Origin of the sequence: Peribacillus sp. NPDC058002 (genome assembly GCF_042886655.1) — a bacterium.
Taxonomy (GTDB): Bacteria; Bacillota; Bacilli; order Bacillales; family DSM-1321; genus Peribacillus; species Peribacillus aracenensis.
On record NZ_JBHVQU010000013.1, the window covers coordinates 1 to 17022 of the forward strand.

The window sequence follows — 17022 nt, forward strand, 5'->3', positions numbered from 1 at the left end:
CAGGCACTCGCTTTCCGCGGGCGGTCCGGGAGCCTCCTCGGCGCTTTTGCGCCTGCGGGGTCTCCCCTGGACTCGCTTTTCTAAGCAGGAGTCTCGAACACCCGCTCCAATCAACTTTGTTTTAACTTATAGATAGAACCCTTTTGCCAGGTGATGAGGATGCTTTCTAAATATGATTCTATTCAGCGTGATCAACTTGAAATGATTACTTTAGATCAACTGGTGCATGCGAACCATTTGGTTCGTAAAATTGAGGCTGTCATTGACTTCACTTTCATTTATGACTTGGTGAAAGATTTGTATTCAGAGATAGGACGCCCAAGTACTGATCTAGTTATATTAGTCAAACTGACTTTCATTCAATATAACTTCGGTATTCGTTCAATGCGTATAACAGTTGAAGAAGTTAAACAAATATGGCTTACCGTTGGTTCCTAGGCTTTGGTTTCCATGATAAAGTGCCTCATTTCTCAACATTCGGGAAAGATAATTAGTCCGCCGGTAAAGGTACATCCCTTTAGGCACCTTCTCTGATCAGGAACTCCCTCACAAGTGAAAGGAAATGAAGGGACCCTGTGATGACAAGAATCTCTTTTTTCCCTGTTTTCCTTCTGCCTTCCGTTATTGCCGCCTGCCAATCCCAGTTTATACTTTTATTTGGATGACTGCACTTTTCATAAAGCGTTTTCGCATCCGCCGCCCGTTCATGGTCGAATTCGGTAATGATGATTTCCATCGCTTCCGTTTCAAGTCCATGAAGCATATCGGAATAATTTTTATCTTTAAATGAACTGAATACGAATCGGTACTTATAGTCGGGGTAATGCACTTTTAGCGTTTCCTTCAGTACGTCGATGCCGGCAGGATTATGTGCACCATCAATGATCACCAATGGCTCATCCGATATTTTTTCAAAGCGGCCATTCCATTTCGCTTCCCCTATTCCTTTAAGTATGCTTTTTTCATCGATATTTTCCATTCCTAATGTGACAGCAGCAATGGCCAATGCCGCATTCTCCATTTGATGGCGCCCTAACATCCGCATTTCCACATTTTCGATGGACCTGTCTGCAAGCGAAAAGGAGAAACTTTGCCCTCTTTCACTTTGCTTTATTTTGCCTACATGAAAGTCTTTGCCTAATTGGTAATAAGGTACGCCTAATGACGACGCTTTTTCTTCAATTACTTTTGCTGGTTCCCCGGCTGTGACTCCGCTAATGATCGGCGCCCCGCTTTTAATGATGCCCGCCTTCTCAAAAGCAATTTCCCCAAGTGTGTTTCCCAGGATGTTCGTATGTTCCAAAGAAATCGAGGTAATGATCGAAAGAAACGGCTGGATGACATTCGTTGTATCGAGCCTGCCTCCCAAACCGGTTTCCATCAAAACCAAATCCACTTCCTTTTTGCTAAAATAAGAGAATGCCATGGCGGTCAAAATTTCGAACTGAGTGGGACCATTCCCCTTACTGTCCATCCCTTGAATGATCGGCCAAAGCTCCTGGAAGACAGCGATAAAATCCTTATCACTGATTTCATCCTCGTTAATCTTCAGCTGCTCATTCATCCGTATTAAATAAGGCGAAGTGAAGGAAGCGACCCGAATGCCTTGGGCAAGCAGGATTTCTTTAATATATTGCAGTGTTGATCCTTTCCCGTTGGATCCTGCAATGTGAATATACTTTAGCGCCTTGTGCGGGTCACCTAATTCAGTTAACAATGTTTCCATTCGTGATAGGCCAAAATTCATGCCCAATTGAATTTGGCGCCGTTCAAAAAAATGATTGATTTCTTTCATGGTTGTTACCATTATCGTTGAGCCTCCTCTTTCTTTATACCGCTCTTATGCGTTAAGATTATTTTATCAATATATGAACGATTAACCTAGATGAAAGGTAGTGCTTTACAATGAAACCTTCAGATTTCCACTGTTGGATTGTCGTTAATGGCTATTTACAGCATGATAAGTTTTCCAGTTTGGCTTTGTTCATTAAAGAGGCGGCTGAAAGGAAAGATATCATGGCAACCCTTATCCGCAATTCAGATCTCTTTCCCATTATCGAAAAAGGAGTGCCACTGCTTAAAGGTGCCTTTGATAAGCTGCCTGATTTTGTCCTGTTCATGGATAAAGACATTCATTTGGCACGCCATTTGGAATTGCTCGGCATCCCCGTATATAACAGCAGTACAGCGATCGATATTTGCGACAGCAAAGCAAAAACACATCAAGCATTGACCGGCCATGGCATCCCGATGCCGAAAACCATATTCCCCCCTTTTACCTACGAAGGGATAGAAAGGGTCCATATGGATGCTTTCATGCAAATCGGCAATGAACTTGGGTATCCCCTTGTCGTTAAGGAAGCGTACGGTTCTTTTGGGGAACAAGTATATTTAATCCCAACAGAGGATGAGTTACTAAAGACGATCCATAATCTTGGCCACAAGCCATTTATACTCCAGGAATTCATCAAGCATAGCAAAGGTCGGGACATTCGTGTGAATGTCGTGGGAAATCAAGTCATAGCAGCGATGCAACGCCATTCCGAGCAAGACTTCCGAGCTAATATGACTGCCGGGGGACAGGCTGCACCTTATATACCCACCAGTGAAGAAGCACAACTTGCCATCCGATGTGCGCAAATTTTGGGTGCCGACTTCGCTGGCGTCGATTTGTTGTTCGGTGAAGAAGGTCCGCTTTTGTGCGAAGTGAATTCGAATTCGCATTTACTGAATATTTATGAATGTACAGGCATCAACATCGCTGATAGTATGTTCGATTATATCTTGAAAGAATTAGGAAAAGGAAGTGCATCTGATGAAAAAACAAGCAGGCTGGTTGATTTATAACCGTAAAGATGCCTTGAAGAATAAGGGATACATAGATTGGATGCTTGATGAAGCAAGTAAGCTTGACCTTGATTTACACTTTCACTTTCGGGAAGATCTTAGGATCGGTCATCGTTTCAACAAGTTGTACGTGGAACATGGGACACAGCCCATTTCATTGCCGGACTTTGCTATCGTCCGGACCATCGACCCTTTTTTTACAAAGCAACTTGAGCAACTGGGGATTGCTTGCTTTAACTCCTCCTTCGTATCGGAAATCGCGAACGACAAAGCAAAGACGCATCAATATTTGTCCTCGCTCGGGATTCCAATGGCCGATACCGTATATTGTAACGGGAGGCCGAGTGCAGATGACATGGAGTTCCCTTTCATTGCTAAGGAAATACGTGGTCGCGGCGGGAAACAAGTATATCTAATCGAGCATGCCGATGATCTTGCCGAACTGAATGATGGAAATTGGATAGTCCAAAAACCTGGCTTATTCGGCAGGGATATCCGCGTCTTTGTGGTTGGGAAAAAAGTGAAGGCTGCTGTACTTAGAGAGTCCGCTTCCAGTTTCAAGGCAAATTATACGCTGGGCGGATCGGCTTCTCTATATGAGCTGACCGCTTCTGAATTAGCCCTTGTTGAAAGAGTAATGAGTTCGTTTGATTTTGGCCTGGTCGGTATCGATTTCATATTGGCGGAAGATGGCAGCCTCATGCTCAACGAAATCGAGGATGTCGTCGGCAGCCGGACATTAAGTGCACTAAGTGATATGAATATCGTACGGGAGTACCTTTCATTCATAAAAGAAAGAATATCATCCTAATGGAATATTTTTCTTGAATAGCATTTAAACACAAAAAGGATGAACCGGCTTCAAGCTGGTTCATCCTTTTGTTTTACAATTGTTTCAGTTCGCTGATCCTGTGGATTACAGAGTCGCGTTTTTCGCTATAGTCTTTTTACTTTGCACGTTCTTCTTCGATGACGCTTGCCGGCGCCTTTTTAACGAAGCCCTCGTTGCCCAATTTTTTCTGTACGCGCTCAACTTCTTTATTAAGTTTGTCGAGTTCTTTTTCAAGACGTTTCACTTCTTCGTCAATGTTGATCAGTCCTGTAAGCGGAAGGATTAGCTCTACGCCAGTTACGACAGCTGTCATGGCTTGAGCAGGTTCTTCGACTTCGATTCCGATTGTCAATTGTTCAGGATTACAGAAACGCTCGATATAGCTGCTGTTTTTCTGTAAAGTCCCTAAGATGGATTCATCTTTCGCTTTTAAGATTAAATTGATTTTTTTGCTTAGCGGTGTGTTCACCTCAGCACGGATATTACGGACGGAGCGGATGATTTCAACCAGCAGCTTCATTTCCTCGGCTGCAGCTGTATCCGTCAACCCTTCATTCACTTCCGGCCAAGCGGCAACAGTGATGGACTCACCTTGATGCGGTAGGTTCTGCCAGATTTCTTCGGTAATGAATGGCATGAATGGGTGTAACAATCTCATCGTGTTATCCAGTACATAAGCCAAGATCGAGCGCGTCGTCTTCTTAGCTGCTTCGTCATCGCCATATAGCGGAAGCTTCGCCATTTCAATATACCAGTCACAGAAATCATCCCAAATGAAGTTGTAAAGCACACGGCCCACTTCACCAAACTCATAACGGTCCGCAAGTCTGGTTACGTTTGAAATCGTTTCATTCAAACGCGTCAAGATCCATTTATCAGCTACAGACTTCTCACCGCTTAAATCAATTTCGTCATAAGTCATGCCGTTCATGTTCATCAAAGCAAAACGGGATGCGTTCCAAATCTTATTGGAGAAGTTCCAAACCGCTTCCACTTTTTCCGTGCTATAACGAAGGTCCTGTCCTGGCGAGCTGCCAGTGGATAAGAAGTAACGCAGCGAATCGGCACCGTATTGATCGATTACATCCATCGGATCGACACCATTGCCAAGCGATTTACTCATCTTGCGCCCCTGTTCGTCACGAACCAGACCGTGGATCAGCACATCTTCAAATGGACGTTCACCAGTGAACTCAAGAGCTTGGAAAATCATCCGTGATACCCAGAAGAAAATGATATCATAGCCTGTCACAAGTGCCCCGGTTGGATAGTAGCGTTGGAAATCGACATTGTCCTTGTCAGGCCAGCCCATAGTCGAGAACGGCCATAATGCCGAGCTGAACCATGTATCAAGGACATCTGTATCTTGTTCCCAGTTTTCAGCGTCCGCAGGTTCTTCGTGACCTACATACACTTCACCTGTTTCTTTATGGTACCAGGCTGGAATGCGGTGGCCCCACCAAAGCTGACGGGAAATGCACCAGTCGCGGATATTTTCCATCCAATGCAGGTACGTTTTTTCGAAACGGTCCGGTACGAAATGAACTTTTTCCTCATCGGTTCCTTTTTGAAGCTCAACGGATGCATCAGCCAACGGCTGCATTTTAACGAACCATTGAGTCGAAAGATATGGTTCAACAACAGCACCGCTTCTTTCTGAGTGGCCGACTGAGTGAAGGTGATCTTCGATTTTGAAAAGTACTCCTTCTTCCTGAAGGTCCTTTACGATTTGTTTCCGGCATTCAAAACGGTCCATGCCTTCATATTTACCAGCCTTTTCATTCATCGAGCCATCTTCATGCATGACAAGGATGCGTTCCAAATCGTGACGGTTCCCGATTTCGAAGTCATTCGGATCATGAGCCGGAGTAATTTTGACCGCGCCTGAACCGAATTCCATATCGACATAATCATCACCGACAATTGGGATTTCCCGGCCTGTAATTGGCAAGCGGACCATTTTGCCGATCAAGTGTTTATAACGGTCATCTTCAGGGTGTACAGCCACAGCAGTATCGCCAAGCATCGTTTCTGGACGGGTGGTGGCAATTTCAATTTCTCCTGATCCGTCAACCAAAGGATATTTCATATGGTAAAATGCGCCCTGCACATCCTTGTAAATAACCTCGATATCGGATAACGCCGTTTTCGTTGATGGATCCCAGTTGATGATGTATTCGCCGCGATAAATCAAGCCCTTGTTATAAAGCGAAACGAACACTTCGCGCACAGCTTTTGAAAGCCCTTCATCAAGAGTGAAGCGTTCACGTGTATAATCAAGTCCAAGACCGAGCTTTGACCATTGTTCACGGATATGGCTCGCATATTCCTCTTTCCATTTCCAAGTCTCTTCGACGAATTTTTCTCGCCCAAGGTCATAACGGCTCACGCCTTCAGCACGAAGTTTCTGTTCCACTTTCGCTTGAGTGGCGATACCGGCATGGTCCATGCCCGGTAACCATAAAACGTCATAGCCTTGCATCCTCTTCATGCGTGTCAATATATCTTGAAGCGTCGTATCCCAAGCGTGGCCAAGATGAAGCTTACCTGTCACGTTAGGCGGCGGGATGACAATCGTATATGGTTCTTTTTTATCGTCACCCGTCGTTTCGAAAAATTTTCCATCAAGCCACCATTTGTAGCGGCCTTTCTCTATCGTTTGCGGATCATATTTAGTCGGCATAGAAATTTGGTTCTCTTCCATAACATTTCCTCCTTTTTGGGCATAAAAAAAACTTCCATCATCACAAAAGGACGAAGGAAGTTGTTCGCGGTGCCACCTTTTTTCCGAAAAAGAAAAAAATCTCTTTCGGCTCTCAAATCGGATAACGGCTCTTCACCGGCCTTCGCTACTAAGGGGTTCACGAAGACTGCTCGCGGACGACTTCGGATGCTGCTGCCTGGAAACCTCGCACCAATTTGGTTTCCTCTCTGAAAAGTGCATTTCATCTTACTATTTCCGGTCTTTGCATTGATTTATATTCATAAGTAAAATCATTGAATGCATATAGTATATAGTACAAAAAACATGGGGCTCGAGTCAATCATCTTTTCGCTTACTTTCTCAGGAATCATCCCTTTTGATACAATTCAAGTTCATTTTCTTTATTTTATCCGCCAGAAACAGTGAATGTGACGGCTGTTTCACCTTTTTCACTGCCCACCCATAGAATATAAGAAGTCCTAAAAAGGAAGGTAATATTATGAAGCGAAGATATACTCCCTATACTTTACCGCCTTGGGTGAAGAAATTCCGCGGTGTCTGCCAGCAGTTCATCTTCCCCTTTATTGTGTTCCAAGGATTACGTACGCTGATTTTCCCGACTTTCTTCGATATGCTCCTGCTAATCGCCTTTATTTTCCTGGCCATGTCTTTGTATTTCGAATGGATTTAAGTATTCCCTTACAGCAAAAAAATATACATGACTGGAGATGATCCAATCATGTATATTTAGCTTGGGGGTGATTGTTCTTCTTCTTTGGTAGCCTCGGCGGCTGCCTTTTTCTGCTGTTCGATTTCTTCAATTTTCATCACCATATATTCAATATTTTTCAAAAGCCAAAATTGCCGCTGCAGTTGTGTAACATTATCAAGCTCTGAACGATGGCCCGTGCCATCGGAGTAACCCTTCACTAATTCCAAAGCTGACCCAGGGAATGCCAGATAGCTTTGCATGAGCAGCAATTCTTCTTCTTTCAACGGAAAATAACGAAAATAGTTATATAGCCAGTCAACGCAGTCATCGCATTGGACAGGATAGGTCCTGGCTGATTTAACGAGAAATGGCAGTAAATCGAAATGCGGCGGAGCTGTATTCGAATTCTCAAAATTGATGAAGTAGCCATAACCCCGCTCATCATAAACGAAATGCTTCATGGAAACCTTTCCGTGCGTGACCACGGTTCGAACCTTTTCACTATCCTTCGTTTTTTCATACCAGGTTTCAAATTTCTTGATCGAGTACCTCAGCGCCTGTGAAATATCCGTGTAGAAAGAACAAACCGTCAGTTCGAATGGAGACATATACCACTTCTTTTCACAGCTGACAATATACTCATCGATGAATTCCTTCTCGTTATTCCAGGCATCAAGCGTCCGCTCATAATGGGCTTCCCGTTCCTCGATATCCACTTGTATTTCCTTAACGGAAAGTGTATGCATCCGAGCGAGCTCCCTGAACATTTGCTTATGATTTTCATCGCGCTCCCCGTCCCTTTCATTATTGAGCCAGGGCATCAGGTAATACAAACGTCCATTATGAAGAACGGCGTAACGCTGATCCATCGTTTGATAAATGGGAACGATCCGGTTATAGCCGCGATGGTACAATTTTTGAACATTTTTCATAAAATCAATGCCGTTCTGCGGTACCATGGATTTCAAGGCAAATGTACCGCGATCACTGTATACTTTTTTTACACGTCCGAAGTCCTCAATATATTGTACATACATGGCATATTCCTTCAATACGGTCTCCGCGTCCCAATCCCGATTGGCAGGCTGCTGATTCTCGTTTTCCCTCACGAGACTCACTCACTTTCTCTAAAAAACTGAACGATCCGATTCCTCTAGCACCTAAAAAACAGGAGCAGACCATATGCTCTGCTCTCTGTCCTGGTCAATTCTTATATGCAACCGCCTTCGGTATATAGATGACTTGCCCTTCATGGACGTTCTGATTCGACTCCAATTCATTGCTGAAAAGTATCGATTGAACCGTAACATCATATCGTTGAGCCAAGTCTTCAAGCGTTTCCCCTTGCTGAACAATGCAAACCTTCATCCTTACTAGTTCTTCTTCTTGTTTCCGTCCGAATAAATCCATGATGGATAGCTGCTTTTCATCATGATTGGCCGTTTCTTTATCATCACGTTCCGCGGCTTGTTTCCTGCCTTTGAAATACTTACCCTCCTTAGCCGGAGGCGCTGGTCTTTCCCTCTTTTTGAATAGATCGCTTATGGACGAATTGGATTCCTCTTCCTGTTCCACCTTCACATTCTCATTAAGGATAGGGCCCGCTGCAACGTCATCTTCTCCCTGCCAGATAACATCCTCGGATTCTAAATTTGAAACAGGGCTATTTTGATGCATGGTTGCATGACTTGGCTCTTCCACTACATCTTCTCTCAATGTCACCTTAGGAATATCCACCTTCTCCATGGAATCCTGCCTGCTTGGTACTTCCTCCAGTTTCGCCTCTTCCATTGAAGGTACCATTTCCTCGGAGTCATGCGGATTGCCAATTACTTCTTCTTCTACAGCTTCTTCCTCTCTATGCACTTCCGCTTCCCACTCCTCCTCTTCCGGATATGGTGAAACGGGCATTTCAAAAACTGGGGCATTATGCTGATCGCTTAAAAAAATCGGTTCCTCTTCTTCTTCTTCGTTTGCTTCGGAAACTCGTTTTGATTCTGCAGAAAAAGGCGCGTATAACTCTTCTTCCTCCTCATCACGGAAAACAGGCTGAAAATCCGGGATTGGCGGCACAGCAGCTGCATAAGGAATATATGACTCGTTTTCCCCATCCGTTTCTTCCTGTTCCTCTGTTTCCCCAACTTCCTGCTCAGTATCGAAACGTTCTTCCACATATGAATCATTATAGATTCCGGTTATCAAAAGGTCCGCCTGCAATTTCAAACAATTATGCTCTGGCATGGCATAATCAAAGCTTTGAATCGAGACATCGACCTCATCCAATGAGGCAATCCGATTATTCGGAATCGTTATATCAACCGGAAAACGGTGTGTGAACTCATTAAGTCCATCAAGATGCCTCTCGACCTTTTGAACTGCTTTTGGCAAAAAGGTCTGCGAAAACTCCTCTTCTTCACCATTTTGCGAGCCTTTGTATTCACCGCTTAAATCTAACGAGCCTCGTATATAAACATATTGATCACTTTCTTGAATCGCCACATTCGGATCAAGGGAAATGGAATATAGCTCAGCCACTTCCTGTCCCTTCTGGAACCAAACGGATTCCTCTAAAGAAAATCGTAAATACGATTCATTTTCTTGCGACAAGACAACTCCTCCTTTCAGCTTCAGGAAACGGTACCTATACCAATATCAATCTATGAAGGAAGGAAGCTGATTATTCCTTCATTTCATTTGCAATACTCCTTATCTTTCCTAAGCCTTTTAAAAAGAAGGAGATCCAATTATGTATCAATCGGGCTGAAAAATCCGGCATGATCCGGACTACCGTCTTATTAATTCGGCCTCCTACTTTTGATTCGTTTCTTCCATTTACTGATTGTATGCAAAAAAAACTGGCTGCCTTTCTCCAAAAGCCTTTGGTAGAAAGGGTAGCCAGTTCAAATTATTATCTAATATAGCGGTAGTTCATGATGCCTTGCATCATTTTTTTAATTTTGCAAAAGCCTGTTCTGCCGCTGCAATGGTCTTTTCAATATCTTCATCACTATGTGCAGTGGAAAGGAATAAACCTTCAAACTGTGACGGCGGCAAGTAGATGCCTTGATTCGCCATTTCCCTATAGTAAGAAGCAAAGAACTCTAAGTCGGATGTTTTAGCTGTATCATAGTTTATGACTTCTTCATTAGTAAAGAAAAGTCCAATCATGGAACCGGCACGGTTGAATGTATGGGGAACTCCGTACTTTTCCGCTGCTTCTCCAATTCCTTTTTCGAGCATATCCCCTTTTCGGGTGAACTCATCATAGGATTCTGGAGTCAATTGGCTCAGCGTTTCAAGGCCAGCCGTCATCGCAAGAGGGTTACCAGATAATGTCCCTGCTTGATAGATTGTCCCACTCGGGGCAATCTGTTCCATGAATTCGCGCTTGCCTCCGAATGCTCCGACAGGCAAGCCGCCGCCAATTACTTTCCCAAGGCAAGTCAGGTCAGGTATGATGCCAAAATAGCCTTGTGCACAATTATAGCCTACACGGAACCCTGTCATAACTTCGTCAAAGATCAATAAAGCCCCGTATTGGGTCGTCACTTCACGTAAGCCTTCGAGGAAACCAGGTTGTGGCGGAACCACGCCCATGTTCCCTGCAACAGGTTCCACGATGATGCAAGCGATGTCTTCGCCAAATTGTTCAAACGCATATTTGGTTGCAGCAAGATCATTATATGCTACGGTAATCGTATTTTTAGCAATGCCTTCCGGTACTCCAGGGCTATCCGGTAAACCTAACGTTGCAACGCCGGAACCCGCTTTGATTAGCAATGAATCGCCATGGCCATGATAGGAACCTTCGAATTTCAGGATTTTATCACGGCCTGTAATGCCTCGTGCCAGCCTTAGTGCACTCATCGTCGCTTCGGTTCCTGAAGATACCATCCGAATCATTTCAATCGATGGCACCCGTTCAATGACCAACTTGGCCAGTTCATTCTCGATCAGCGTAGAAGTTCCAAAGCTTGTACCTGATTCCGCTACCTTTTTCAATGATTCCACGACACGGTCATTCGTGTGTCCAAGGATAAGCGGTCCCCATGATAGAACATAGTCGATATATTCATTTCCATCGATATCATACATTTTTGAGCCTTTTCCACGCTCCATGAAAATGGGATCCATGTCCACAGATTTAAAGGCACGTACCGGGCTGTTCACGCCGCCTGGCATCAAATTTTTTGCTTCGGCAAACGCTTTTTTCGATTTTTCATATGACCGCATGATTCCATCCCCTTTTTCCATTACAGGTTATATTTTTTATATCATTGATTATCTTCATTTATCCAGCGTGCTACCTCTTTTGAAAAATACGTAATGATCAAGTCGGAACCTGCGCGTTTCAAACCTGTCAGCATTTCCATCACTATCGCTTTTTCATCAATCCAGCCATTTTGGGCAGCAGCCTTGACCATTGAATATTCACCGCTGACATTATAGGAAACAACCGGAAGATTAAAGTTATTCTTAACGTCCCTGATGATGTCCATATAGGAAAGGGCTGGTTTCACGATTAGGAAATCCGCACCTTCAGCAACATCGGATTCAGCCTCACGGAACGCTTCAAGGCGATTGGCGGGATCCATTTGGTAAGTTTTCCTGTCGCCAAATTGTGGCGCACCATTCGCAGCATCACGGAATGGGCCGTAAAAAGCCGAAGCGTATTTCACCGCATAGGACATGATCGGAATATCTTCATAACCCGCTTCATCCAGACCTGTACGGATGGCCGCAACGAAACCGTCCATCATATTGGAAGGCGCAATGATATCGGCGCCGGCCTCTGCCTGGCTGATTGCCGTTTTGGCAAGAAGGTCAAGAGAGGCGTCATTAAGGATTTTTTCCCCTTCAACAACCCCGCAATGGCCATGGCTTGTATACTCACAAAGGCAGGTATCCGCAATGACAATAACTTCTGGATATTGTTTTTTAATAAAGCGGGTTGCCTCTTGCACAAGTCCGTTGTGATGAAATGCCCCTGTGCCTTGTTCGTCTTTATCATGATCAAAAGGGACACCGAATAAAATGACTGATTTGATTCCCAGACTCACGACCTCATCCATTTCGGCCCCCAGATTATCCATCGATAGCTGATAGATGCCCGGCATGGAGTTGATTTCATTTTTCACATTTTCCCCGTCGATGACGAAGATCGGATAGATCAAATCCTCTTTATGCAATTGTGTTTCACGGACTAATGCCCTCATGCCAGCACTTGCACGCAAGCGGCGGTGGCGATTGAATGGAATGTTTTTCATTTTAAAGTTCCTCCCTTTTCACTTCTTTTCAAGATGAAGCGTATTAACTCCGCAACCATGGCATCCGTCGTATATACATCTGGACATACATCGACGGATAGCCCATGTTTTTCAGCTGTTTTAGCGGCAATCGGCCCGATTGCTGCGATGATGATCCGGTCTATGTATGTATCCAATTCATGGCGTTTCATGATCTGCAAAAAATGATTGACCGTCGATGAACTCGTAAAGGTTATGATGTCGATTTCATGGTTCTTTATAAGACGCACCAGTTTTTTTTCACTGCTTCGGGGAAGCACTGTATGATAAATAATCACTTCATCACAAGATGCACCAGCTTCATTGATTGCCTCCGCAATGACTGCCCTTGCGAGATTTCCTTTTGCCAGCAGCACGCGTGCCCCCGGATCAAGCCGGGTATTGAACTCCGCCACGAACCCTTCGGCAACAAACTGAGCTGGAACGAAATCCGCCTTATATCCATGCCGTTTCAGGGCCGCTTCTGTTTTGGAGCCGATTACGGCTATTTTCGGAAGCTTTAAAGGCTGGTCTCCAAGTAGCTTAAAGAAGAAATCCACCCCATTTTGACTGGTCAGAATGATCCAGTCATATGTAAGCAACTCTTCTAACCGCTGTTGTACATCTTCCAAATGATCAGGAAGAGTGAACTCAAGCAATGGCACAAGAAGCGGCGTTCCGCCATTTTTTTCGATCGACTCTTTTAAACCATCTGCCTGTCCTTTCCCTCTGGTGATTAACACCTGATAATCCTTAAGAGGTTGAACGGGATTCATTACTGATCAAGCTCTTCTTTTACGCGATCGATCAATTCTTTACCGCCCATTTCACTAATCTGTTTGGCAGCAGCATGCCCAACAGCCTCGGGATCGGCGCCCTCGACCATTTCTTTATAAATCACCTTTCCATCCGGGGCAGCGACCAAAGCCGTCAACGAAACGGATCCATTTTCTTTTGCCACCGCATATCCGGCAATCGGCACCTGGCATCCGCCTTCCATTTTATCCAAAAAGGCACGTTCCGCTTCAACCGTTCTTTTCGTTTTCTCACAGGTCAATTTCGCAAGTTCAGCCAGCAGATCCTTGTCGTCTTCGCGGCATTCAATGGAAAGTGCTCCTTGTCCAACTGCCGGAATGCAAATATCCTCATCTAAAAATTCCGTTACGATGTCCTGTTCCCATCCCATTCTTGATAGTCCGGCCGCTGCTAAAATGATGGCATCATAATCTTCCGTTTTCAGCTTATTCAGACGGGTATCGATATTACCGCGAATCCATTTAATTTCAAGGTCCGGCCTTCTAGCCAAAATTTGCGCGCCGCGGCGCAAGCTGCTTGTACCTATGATGGAACCGGGCTTCAGTTCGGAAAGAGTTTCATGGTTCTTTGAAATCAAGGCATCCCGATGGTCCTCCCTAGGTGGTATGCAGCCAATCGTCAAGCCTGGAGGCAGCACAGCAGGCATATCTTTCATACTATGTACGGCCATATCAATTTCTTTATCAAGCATCGCTTGTTCGATTTCTTTAACGAATAAGCCCTTTCCGCCTACCTTGGAAAGTGTTACATCAAGGATTTGGTCACCCTTTGTGACAATTTCCTTCACCTCGAACTCGTATGGGACCCCAAGCTCTTTAAGTTGATCGATAACCCAGTTCGTTTGGGTGATCGCTAATTTACTACGTCTAGAACCGACAATTATTTTTCTCATAGTTTCCTCCTAAGTATTCCAAAAGTGGAATGTTGAAAGGCTTCCGAAAAGGAAAAAGTTAATCAACACAATCATGAAAGAACCAATATTCAGAAAGGCTAGCGTCCTTCCATACATTTGTTTCCGAATTTTCAAGTATAAAAACACACTGTAAGCGATAAGCAAAATGAATGAGCCGATGATCTTCATGTCCAGCCAGGATACCCCAGGCACTTTTATATAAGCCCATTGAATCCCCAGGATAAGGGAGACCACCAATAATGGAACACCTATTACCGCGAGGACATAAGACATATGCTCGAGCTTTGTTAAATCGCCGAGTCGAAGCAGGCGTTTTCCCCATTTCTTCCTTTTCAGTAAATCATATTGAATTAAGTATAAAAGTGAAAAAACGAAAGAAAGCGTGAATGCCCCATATGATAGGATGGCAAAAGTGATATGTATGAGCAATAGCTCCGAAACGAGGCGCTGTGCAAGCACTTGAGATTCTATCTGAACAGGTGCGAATGTATGGATGGCCATGACCATGAAACCTAATACATTCGTAAAAAAGACCGTAAAATCGACTCTTAACAATCGGTTGATGATTAAAGATAACGATATGAGGACCCATGCATAAAAATATAGTCCTTCAAAAATCGTCAATACCGGGAACCTTCCCGTTTTCAACACATACAGAAACAAAAAAATTGTTTGCAGCACCCAAACAATAGAAAGCAACCAGAAGGCGACCCTATTCGCCTTCTGGTTATTATTAAGGAAATCGATAAAATATAAAAGCATACTTACGGCATACAACAAAACAGTGGCTTCATGCAATCTTGTCATTAGTAATTCCATCTCTACCTCATTACTGGACAGGAACTGGATTCAATAGGGATGACTTGGAGCTGTTCCGTTCTTTTTCATCCGCAACCAGCTGGTCTTCAATCAATTCCTCTAAATGGAAAATTTTCACGAAATTATTCAATTGCTCTTTTGCATTCGGCTCATCTGCCAGCTCTTTTGCATAAAGGATCGGATCTTTCAGCATTTGGTTGATGATGCTTTTCGTATGCTTGTTCAGAACTTTTTTGTCACGTTCGCTCAAATGCGGAAGCTTTCTTTCGATGCTTTCCATCGTTTCCTTCTGGATCGTTAGGGATTTTTCCCGTAATGAAGAAATGACGGGAACCACACCAAGCAAATTAATCCATTGGTTGAAGTCCACGATTTCCGATTCGATCATCAATTCTATTTTCTCGGCAGCTTTTTTACGTTCTTCGATATTGGCTTGCACGATCCCTTCAAGATCGTCAATATCATACAAGAAGACATTTTCCAGCTCACCCAATGTTGGATCGAGGTCACGCGGCACTGCGATATCGACCATGAAAATAGGACGGCCTTTACGAAGCTTATTGATGAATGACATCATTTCTTTTGTTACAAGAAGATCTTTTGATCCAGTGGAAGTAATCAGGATATCGGCATCCACTAAAGCGCATTGCAGCTCTTGAAGCTGTTTCGGCGTACCATTGAATCTCTCGGCCAGGTCGACCGCTTTCTGGAAGGTACGGTTAATGACCGTAATGCTGTCTGCGCCATTGCTATGAAGATTTTGAATGGCCAGCTCACCCATCTTACCGGCCCCAAGAATCAAGACATTCTTGCCGTTCAGGCCTCCAAAGATTTTTTTTGCAAGCTCGACTGCCGCATAGCTGACGGAAACGGCATTGGTATTGATTTCGGTTTCCGAATGAGCTTTCTTAGCTAATGTAAGGGCTTGCTTGAAGAGATGGTTAAAAACGGTACCGATGGTATCATCCTTCTGCCCTAACAGATAGCTTGAACGTACTTGTCCCAAAATCTGAGTTTCTCCCAGTATCATGGAATTCAAGCCGCAGGTAACTGAAAATAAATGCTCGACGGCCCCATCGCCTTCATAAATGAACAGATATTTAGAAAATTCTTCTTTATCGATATTAAACCATTCCGAAAGAAATTCCTTTATATAATACCTGCTTGTATGAAGCTGGTCACCGACCGCATATATTTCCGTCCTGTTACATGTTGAAATGATAATGTTTTCCAAGATGCTTTTTTTATTTTTAAGAGCTTTCATTGCCTCGGCAAGTTCGGCTTCGTTAAACGATAGTTTTTCCCGAATTTCTACAGGGGCAGTTTTGTAATTTATACCAACCGCTAGAATATGCATCCTTTTGTTTTGCACCCCCAAAATTTTTCATGTAAATTTATTATACCATGTACTAAAATGGTTTCACGCAAATAATATGAACAGTTTATGAAAACGTATGCTACCATGGAAAAGACAGCCAAAACGCCTGAATTGTTACAAAAGGTGTCTAAGCGGGTTTTGTATGTTACATACATATTTCGACATTGTGTACAAAAGTACCATATCAAAAATGGCAAAAAACTTCAAGTAATCGAATTGCATAGGAGGATAAAATGAAAACGCAGCGTATTTTCCCAGGAATCGTTTTAATCGGTTTCGGGCTCTATTTTTTTCTTGAACATTCCCAAATCGAAATCTTTCCAGGCTTTTTCAGCTGGCCCACTTTATTATGTATAGTTGGTGCCGCCTTCCTGATTCAGGCATATAGCGGTAATGAATATGAGTCCATCCTGCCAGGCGTCATCTTACTCGGGTTCGGGGCTCACTTCCACATCGTCGAGAACCTGGATATTTGGCCGGATAATATAGGTATCTTTATTTTAATCATCTCTCTGGGATTTATTCTCCGGGCACGTAAAACAAATTCTGGAATGTTTCATGGTATGGTAATATTCATCATCTCGATCACCTTTTTATTCTATGATAAAATCAAAACGTCTTTCGGGTTTGTTGATACAACTACTGCGAACATCGAAAGGTTTTGGCCATTTGCCTTGATGGCAATCGGCATTTATTTTTTGGTTCGAAAAAAGTGA

At 43.7% G+C, this 17022-nt stretch carries 14 protein-coding genes, 1 pseudogene and 1 other annotated feature; of the genes and pseudogenes, 5 read left to right on the top strand and 10 right to left on the bottom strand.

Features of this window, described 5'->3' with window-relative positions:
* Positions 1 to 159 precede the first annotated feature (159 nt).
* Positions 160 to 488, top strand: a pseudogene (locus ACFVSH_RS04655) (transposase); the annotation flags it as partial.
* A 29-nt stretch (positions 489 to 517) separates the two neighbouring features.
* Here the strand turns inward: ACFVSH_RS04655 and ACFVSH_RS04660 are convergent.
* On the bottom strand, positions 518 to 1807 hold the full coding sequence (locus tag ACFVSH_RS04660) for a bifunctional folylpolyglutamate synthase/dihydrofolate synthase (RefSeq protein ID WP_387705081.1): 1290 nt from the start codon (positions 1805 to 1807) through the stop codon (positions 518 to 520).
* A gap of 98 nt (positions 1808 to 1905) precedes the next feature.
* Between ACFVSH_RS04660 and ACFVSH_RS04665 the strand changes: the two genes are divergently transcribed.
* A complete protein-coding gene (locus ACFVSH_RS04665) occupies positions 1906 to 2847 on the top strand; it encodes an ATP-grasp domain-containing protein (protein ID WP_387705083.1) in 942 nt (313 codons plus the stop codon).
* A complete protein-coding gene (locus tag ACFVSH_RS04670) occupies positions 2816 to 3658 on the top strand; it encodes an ATP-grasp domain-containing protein (RefSeq protein WP_387705085.1) in 843 nt (280 codons plus the stop codon). Before ACFVSH_RS04665 ends, ACFVSH_RS04670 begins: the two co-directional genes overlap by 32 nt.
* A gap of 136 nt (positions 3659 to 3794) precedes the next feature.
* Here the strand turns inward: ACFVSH_RS04670 and ACFVSH_RS04675 are convergent, their stop codons facing one another.
* Positions 3795 to 6383 carry a valine--tRNA ligase gene (locus tag ACFVSH_RS04675; RefSeq protein WP_387705086.1) on the bottom strand — a complete coding sequence of 863 codons (2589 nt, stop codon included), beginning with the start codon at positions 6381 to 6383 and terminating at the stop codon, positions 3795 to 3797.
* A 43-nt stretch (positions 6384 to 6426) separates the two neighbouring features.
* Positions 6427 to 6655 (bottom strand) — a binding site (T-box leader).
* 227 nt (positions 6656 to 6882) lie between these two features.
* Between ACFVSH_RS04675 and ACFVSH_RS04680 the strand changes: the two genes are divergently transcribed.
* Positions 6883 to 7074, top strand: a complete 192-nt coding sequence (locus tag ACFVSH_RS04680) for a hypothetical protein (protein WP_192205965.1) — start codon at positions 6883 to 6885, stop codon at positions 7072 to 7074.
* A gap of 56 nt (positions 7075 to 7130) precedes the next feature.
* On the opposite strand, the gene ysxE is transcribed toward ACFVSH_RS04680, so the two are convergent.
* From ysxE to hemA, 8 genes are all read right to left on the bottom strand, one after another.
* Positions 7131 to 8204: a spore coat protein YsxE gene (ysxE, locus tag ACFVSH_RS04685; protein ID WP_387602607.1), complete on the bottom strand. Its 1074-nt coding sequence runs from the start codon at positions 8202 to 8204 to the stop codon at positions 7131 to 7133.
* Positions 8205 to 8298: 94 nt separating this feature from the next.
* Complete coding sequence (gene spoVID, locus ACFVSH_RS04690; protein ID WP_387705088.1) at positions 8299 to 9702, bottom strand: stage VI sporulation protein D; 1404 nt, start codon at positions 9700 to 9702, stop codon at positions 8299 to 8301.
* 336 nt (positions 9703 to 10038) lie between these two features.
* Complete coding sequence (gene hemL / locus ACFVSH_RS04695; RefSeq protein ID WP_387602602.1) at positions 10039 to 11328, bottom strand: glutamate-1-semialdehyde 2,1-aminomutase; 1290 nt, start codon at positions 11326 to 11328, stop codon at positions 10039 to 10041.
* A gap of 41 nt (positions 11329 to 11369) precedes the next feature.
* On the bottom strand, positions 11370 to 12362 hold the full coding sequence (hemB, locus tag ACFVSH_RS04700) for a porphobilinogen synthase (RefSeq protein WP_076364930.1): 993 nt from the start codon (positions 12360 to 12362) through the stop codon (positions 11370 to 11372).
* Positions 12359 to 13156 carry a uroporphyrinogen-III synthase gene (locus ACFVSH_RS04705; RefSeq protein WP_387705090.1) on the bottom strand — a complete coding sequence of 266 codons (798 nt, stop codon included), beginning with the start codon at positions 13154 to 13156 and terminating at the stop codon, positions 12359 to 12361. Before ACFVSH_RS04705 ends, hemB begins: the two co-directional genes overlap by 4 nt.
* Positions 13156 to 14088 (bottom strand): hydroxymethylbilane synthase, encoded by a 933-nt coding sequence (gene hemC, locus ACFVSH_RS04710; protein ID WP_387602595.1) that lies wholly within the window; start codon positions 14086 to 14088, stop codon positions 13156 to 13158. Before hemC ends, ACFVSH_RS04705 begins: the two co-directional genes overlap by 1 nt.
* 9 nt (positions 14089 to 14097) lie before the next feature.
* Entirely contained in the window at positions 14098 to 14916 is an 819-nt protein-coding gene (locus tag ACFVSH_RS04715) for a cytochrome C assembly family protein (RefSeq protein WP_253513634.1), read from the bottom strand.
* A 22-nt stretch (positions 14917 to 14938) separates the two neighbouring features.
* Positions 14939 to 16285: a glutamyl-tRNA reductase gene (hemA, locus tag ACFVSH_RS04720; RefSeq protein ID WP_387705092.1), complete on the bottom strand. Its 1347-nt coding sequence runs from the start codon at positions 16283 to 16285 to the stop codon at positions 14939 to 14941.
* 254 nt (positions 16286 to 16539) lie between these two features.
* Between hemA and ACFVSH_RS04725 the strand changes: the two genes are divergently transcribed.
* Positions 16540 to 17022: a LiaI-LiaF-like domain-containing protein gene (locus tag ACFVSH_RS04725; RefSeq protein ID WP_260285330.1), complete on the top strand. Its 483-nt coding sequence runs from the start codon at positions 16540 to 16542 to the stop codon at positions 17020 to 17022.

Coding starts and splice junctions, on each gene's coding strand:
- ACFVSH_RS04660 (WP_387705081.1), bottom strand. CDS start 1,807: ATGGTAACAACCATGAAAGAAATCAATCATTTTTTTGAACGGCGCCAA.
- ACFVSH_RS04665 (WP_387705083.1), top strand. CDS start 1,906: ATGAAACCTTCAGATTTCCACTGTTGGATTGTCGTTAATGGCTATTTA.
- ACFVSH_RS04670 (WP_387705085.1), top strand. CDS start 2,816: ATGAAAAAACAAGCAGGCTGGTTGATTTATAACCGTAAAGATGCCTTG.
- ACFVSH_RS04675 (WP_387705086.1), bottom strand. CDS start 6,383: ATGGAAGAGAACCAAATTTCTATGCCGACTAAATATGATCCGCAAACG.
- ACFVSH_RS04680 (WP_192205965.1), top strand. CDS start 6,883: ATGAAGCGAAGATATACTCCCTATACTTTACCGCCTTGGGTGAAGAAA.
- hemL (WP_387602602.1), bottom strand. CDS start 11,328: ATGCGGTCATATGAAAAATCGAAAAAAGCGTTTGCCGAAGCAAAAAAT.
- hemB (WP_076364930.1), bottom strand. CDS start 12,362: ATGAAAAACATTCCATTCAATCGCCACCGCCGCTTGCGTGCAAGTGCT.
- ACFVSH_RS04705 (WP_387705090.1), bottom strand. CDS start 13,156: ATGAATCCCGTTCAACCTCTTAAGGATTATCAGGTGTTAATCACCAGA.
- hemC (WP_387602595.1), bottom strand. CDS start 14,088: ATGAGAAAAATAATTGTCGGTTCTAGACGTAGTAAATTAGCGATCACC.
- ACFVSH_RS04715 (WP_253513634.1), bottom strand. CDS start 14,916: ATGACAAGATTGCATGAAGCCACTGTTTTGTTGTATGCCGTAAGTATG.
- hemA (WP_387705092.1), bottom strand. CDS start 16,285: ATGCATATTCTAGCGGTTGGTATAAATTACAAAACTGCCCCTGTAGAA.
- ACFVSH_RS04725 (WP_260285330.1), top strand. CDS start 16,540: ATGAAAACGCAGCGTATTTTCCCAGGAATCGTTTTAATCGGTTTCGGG.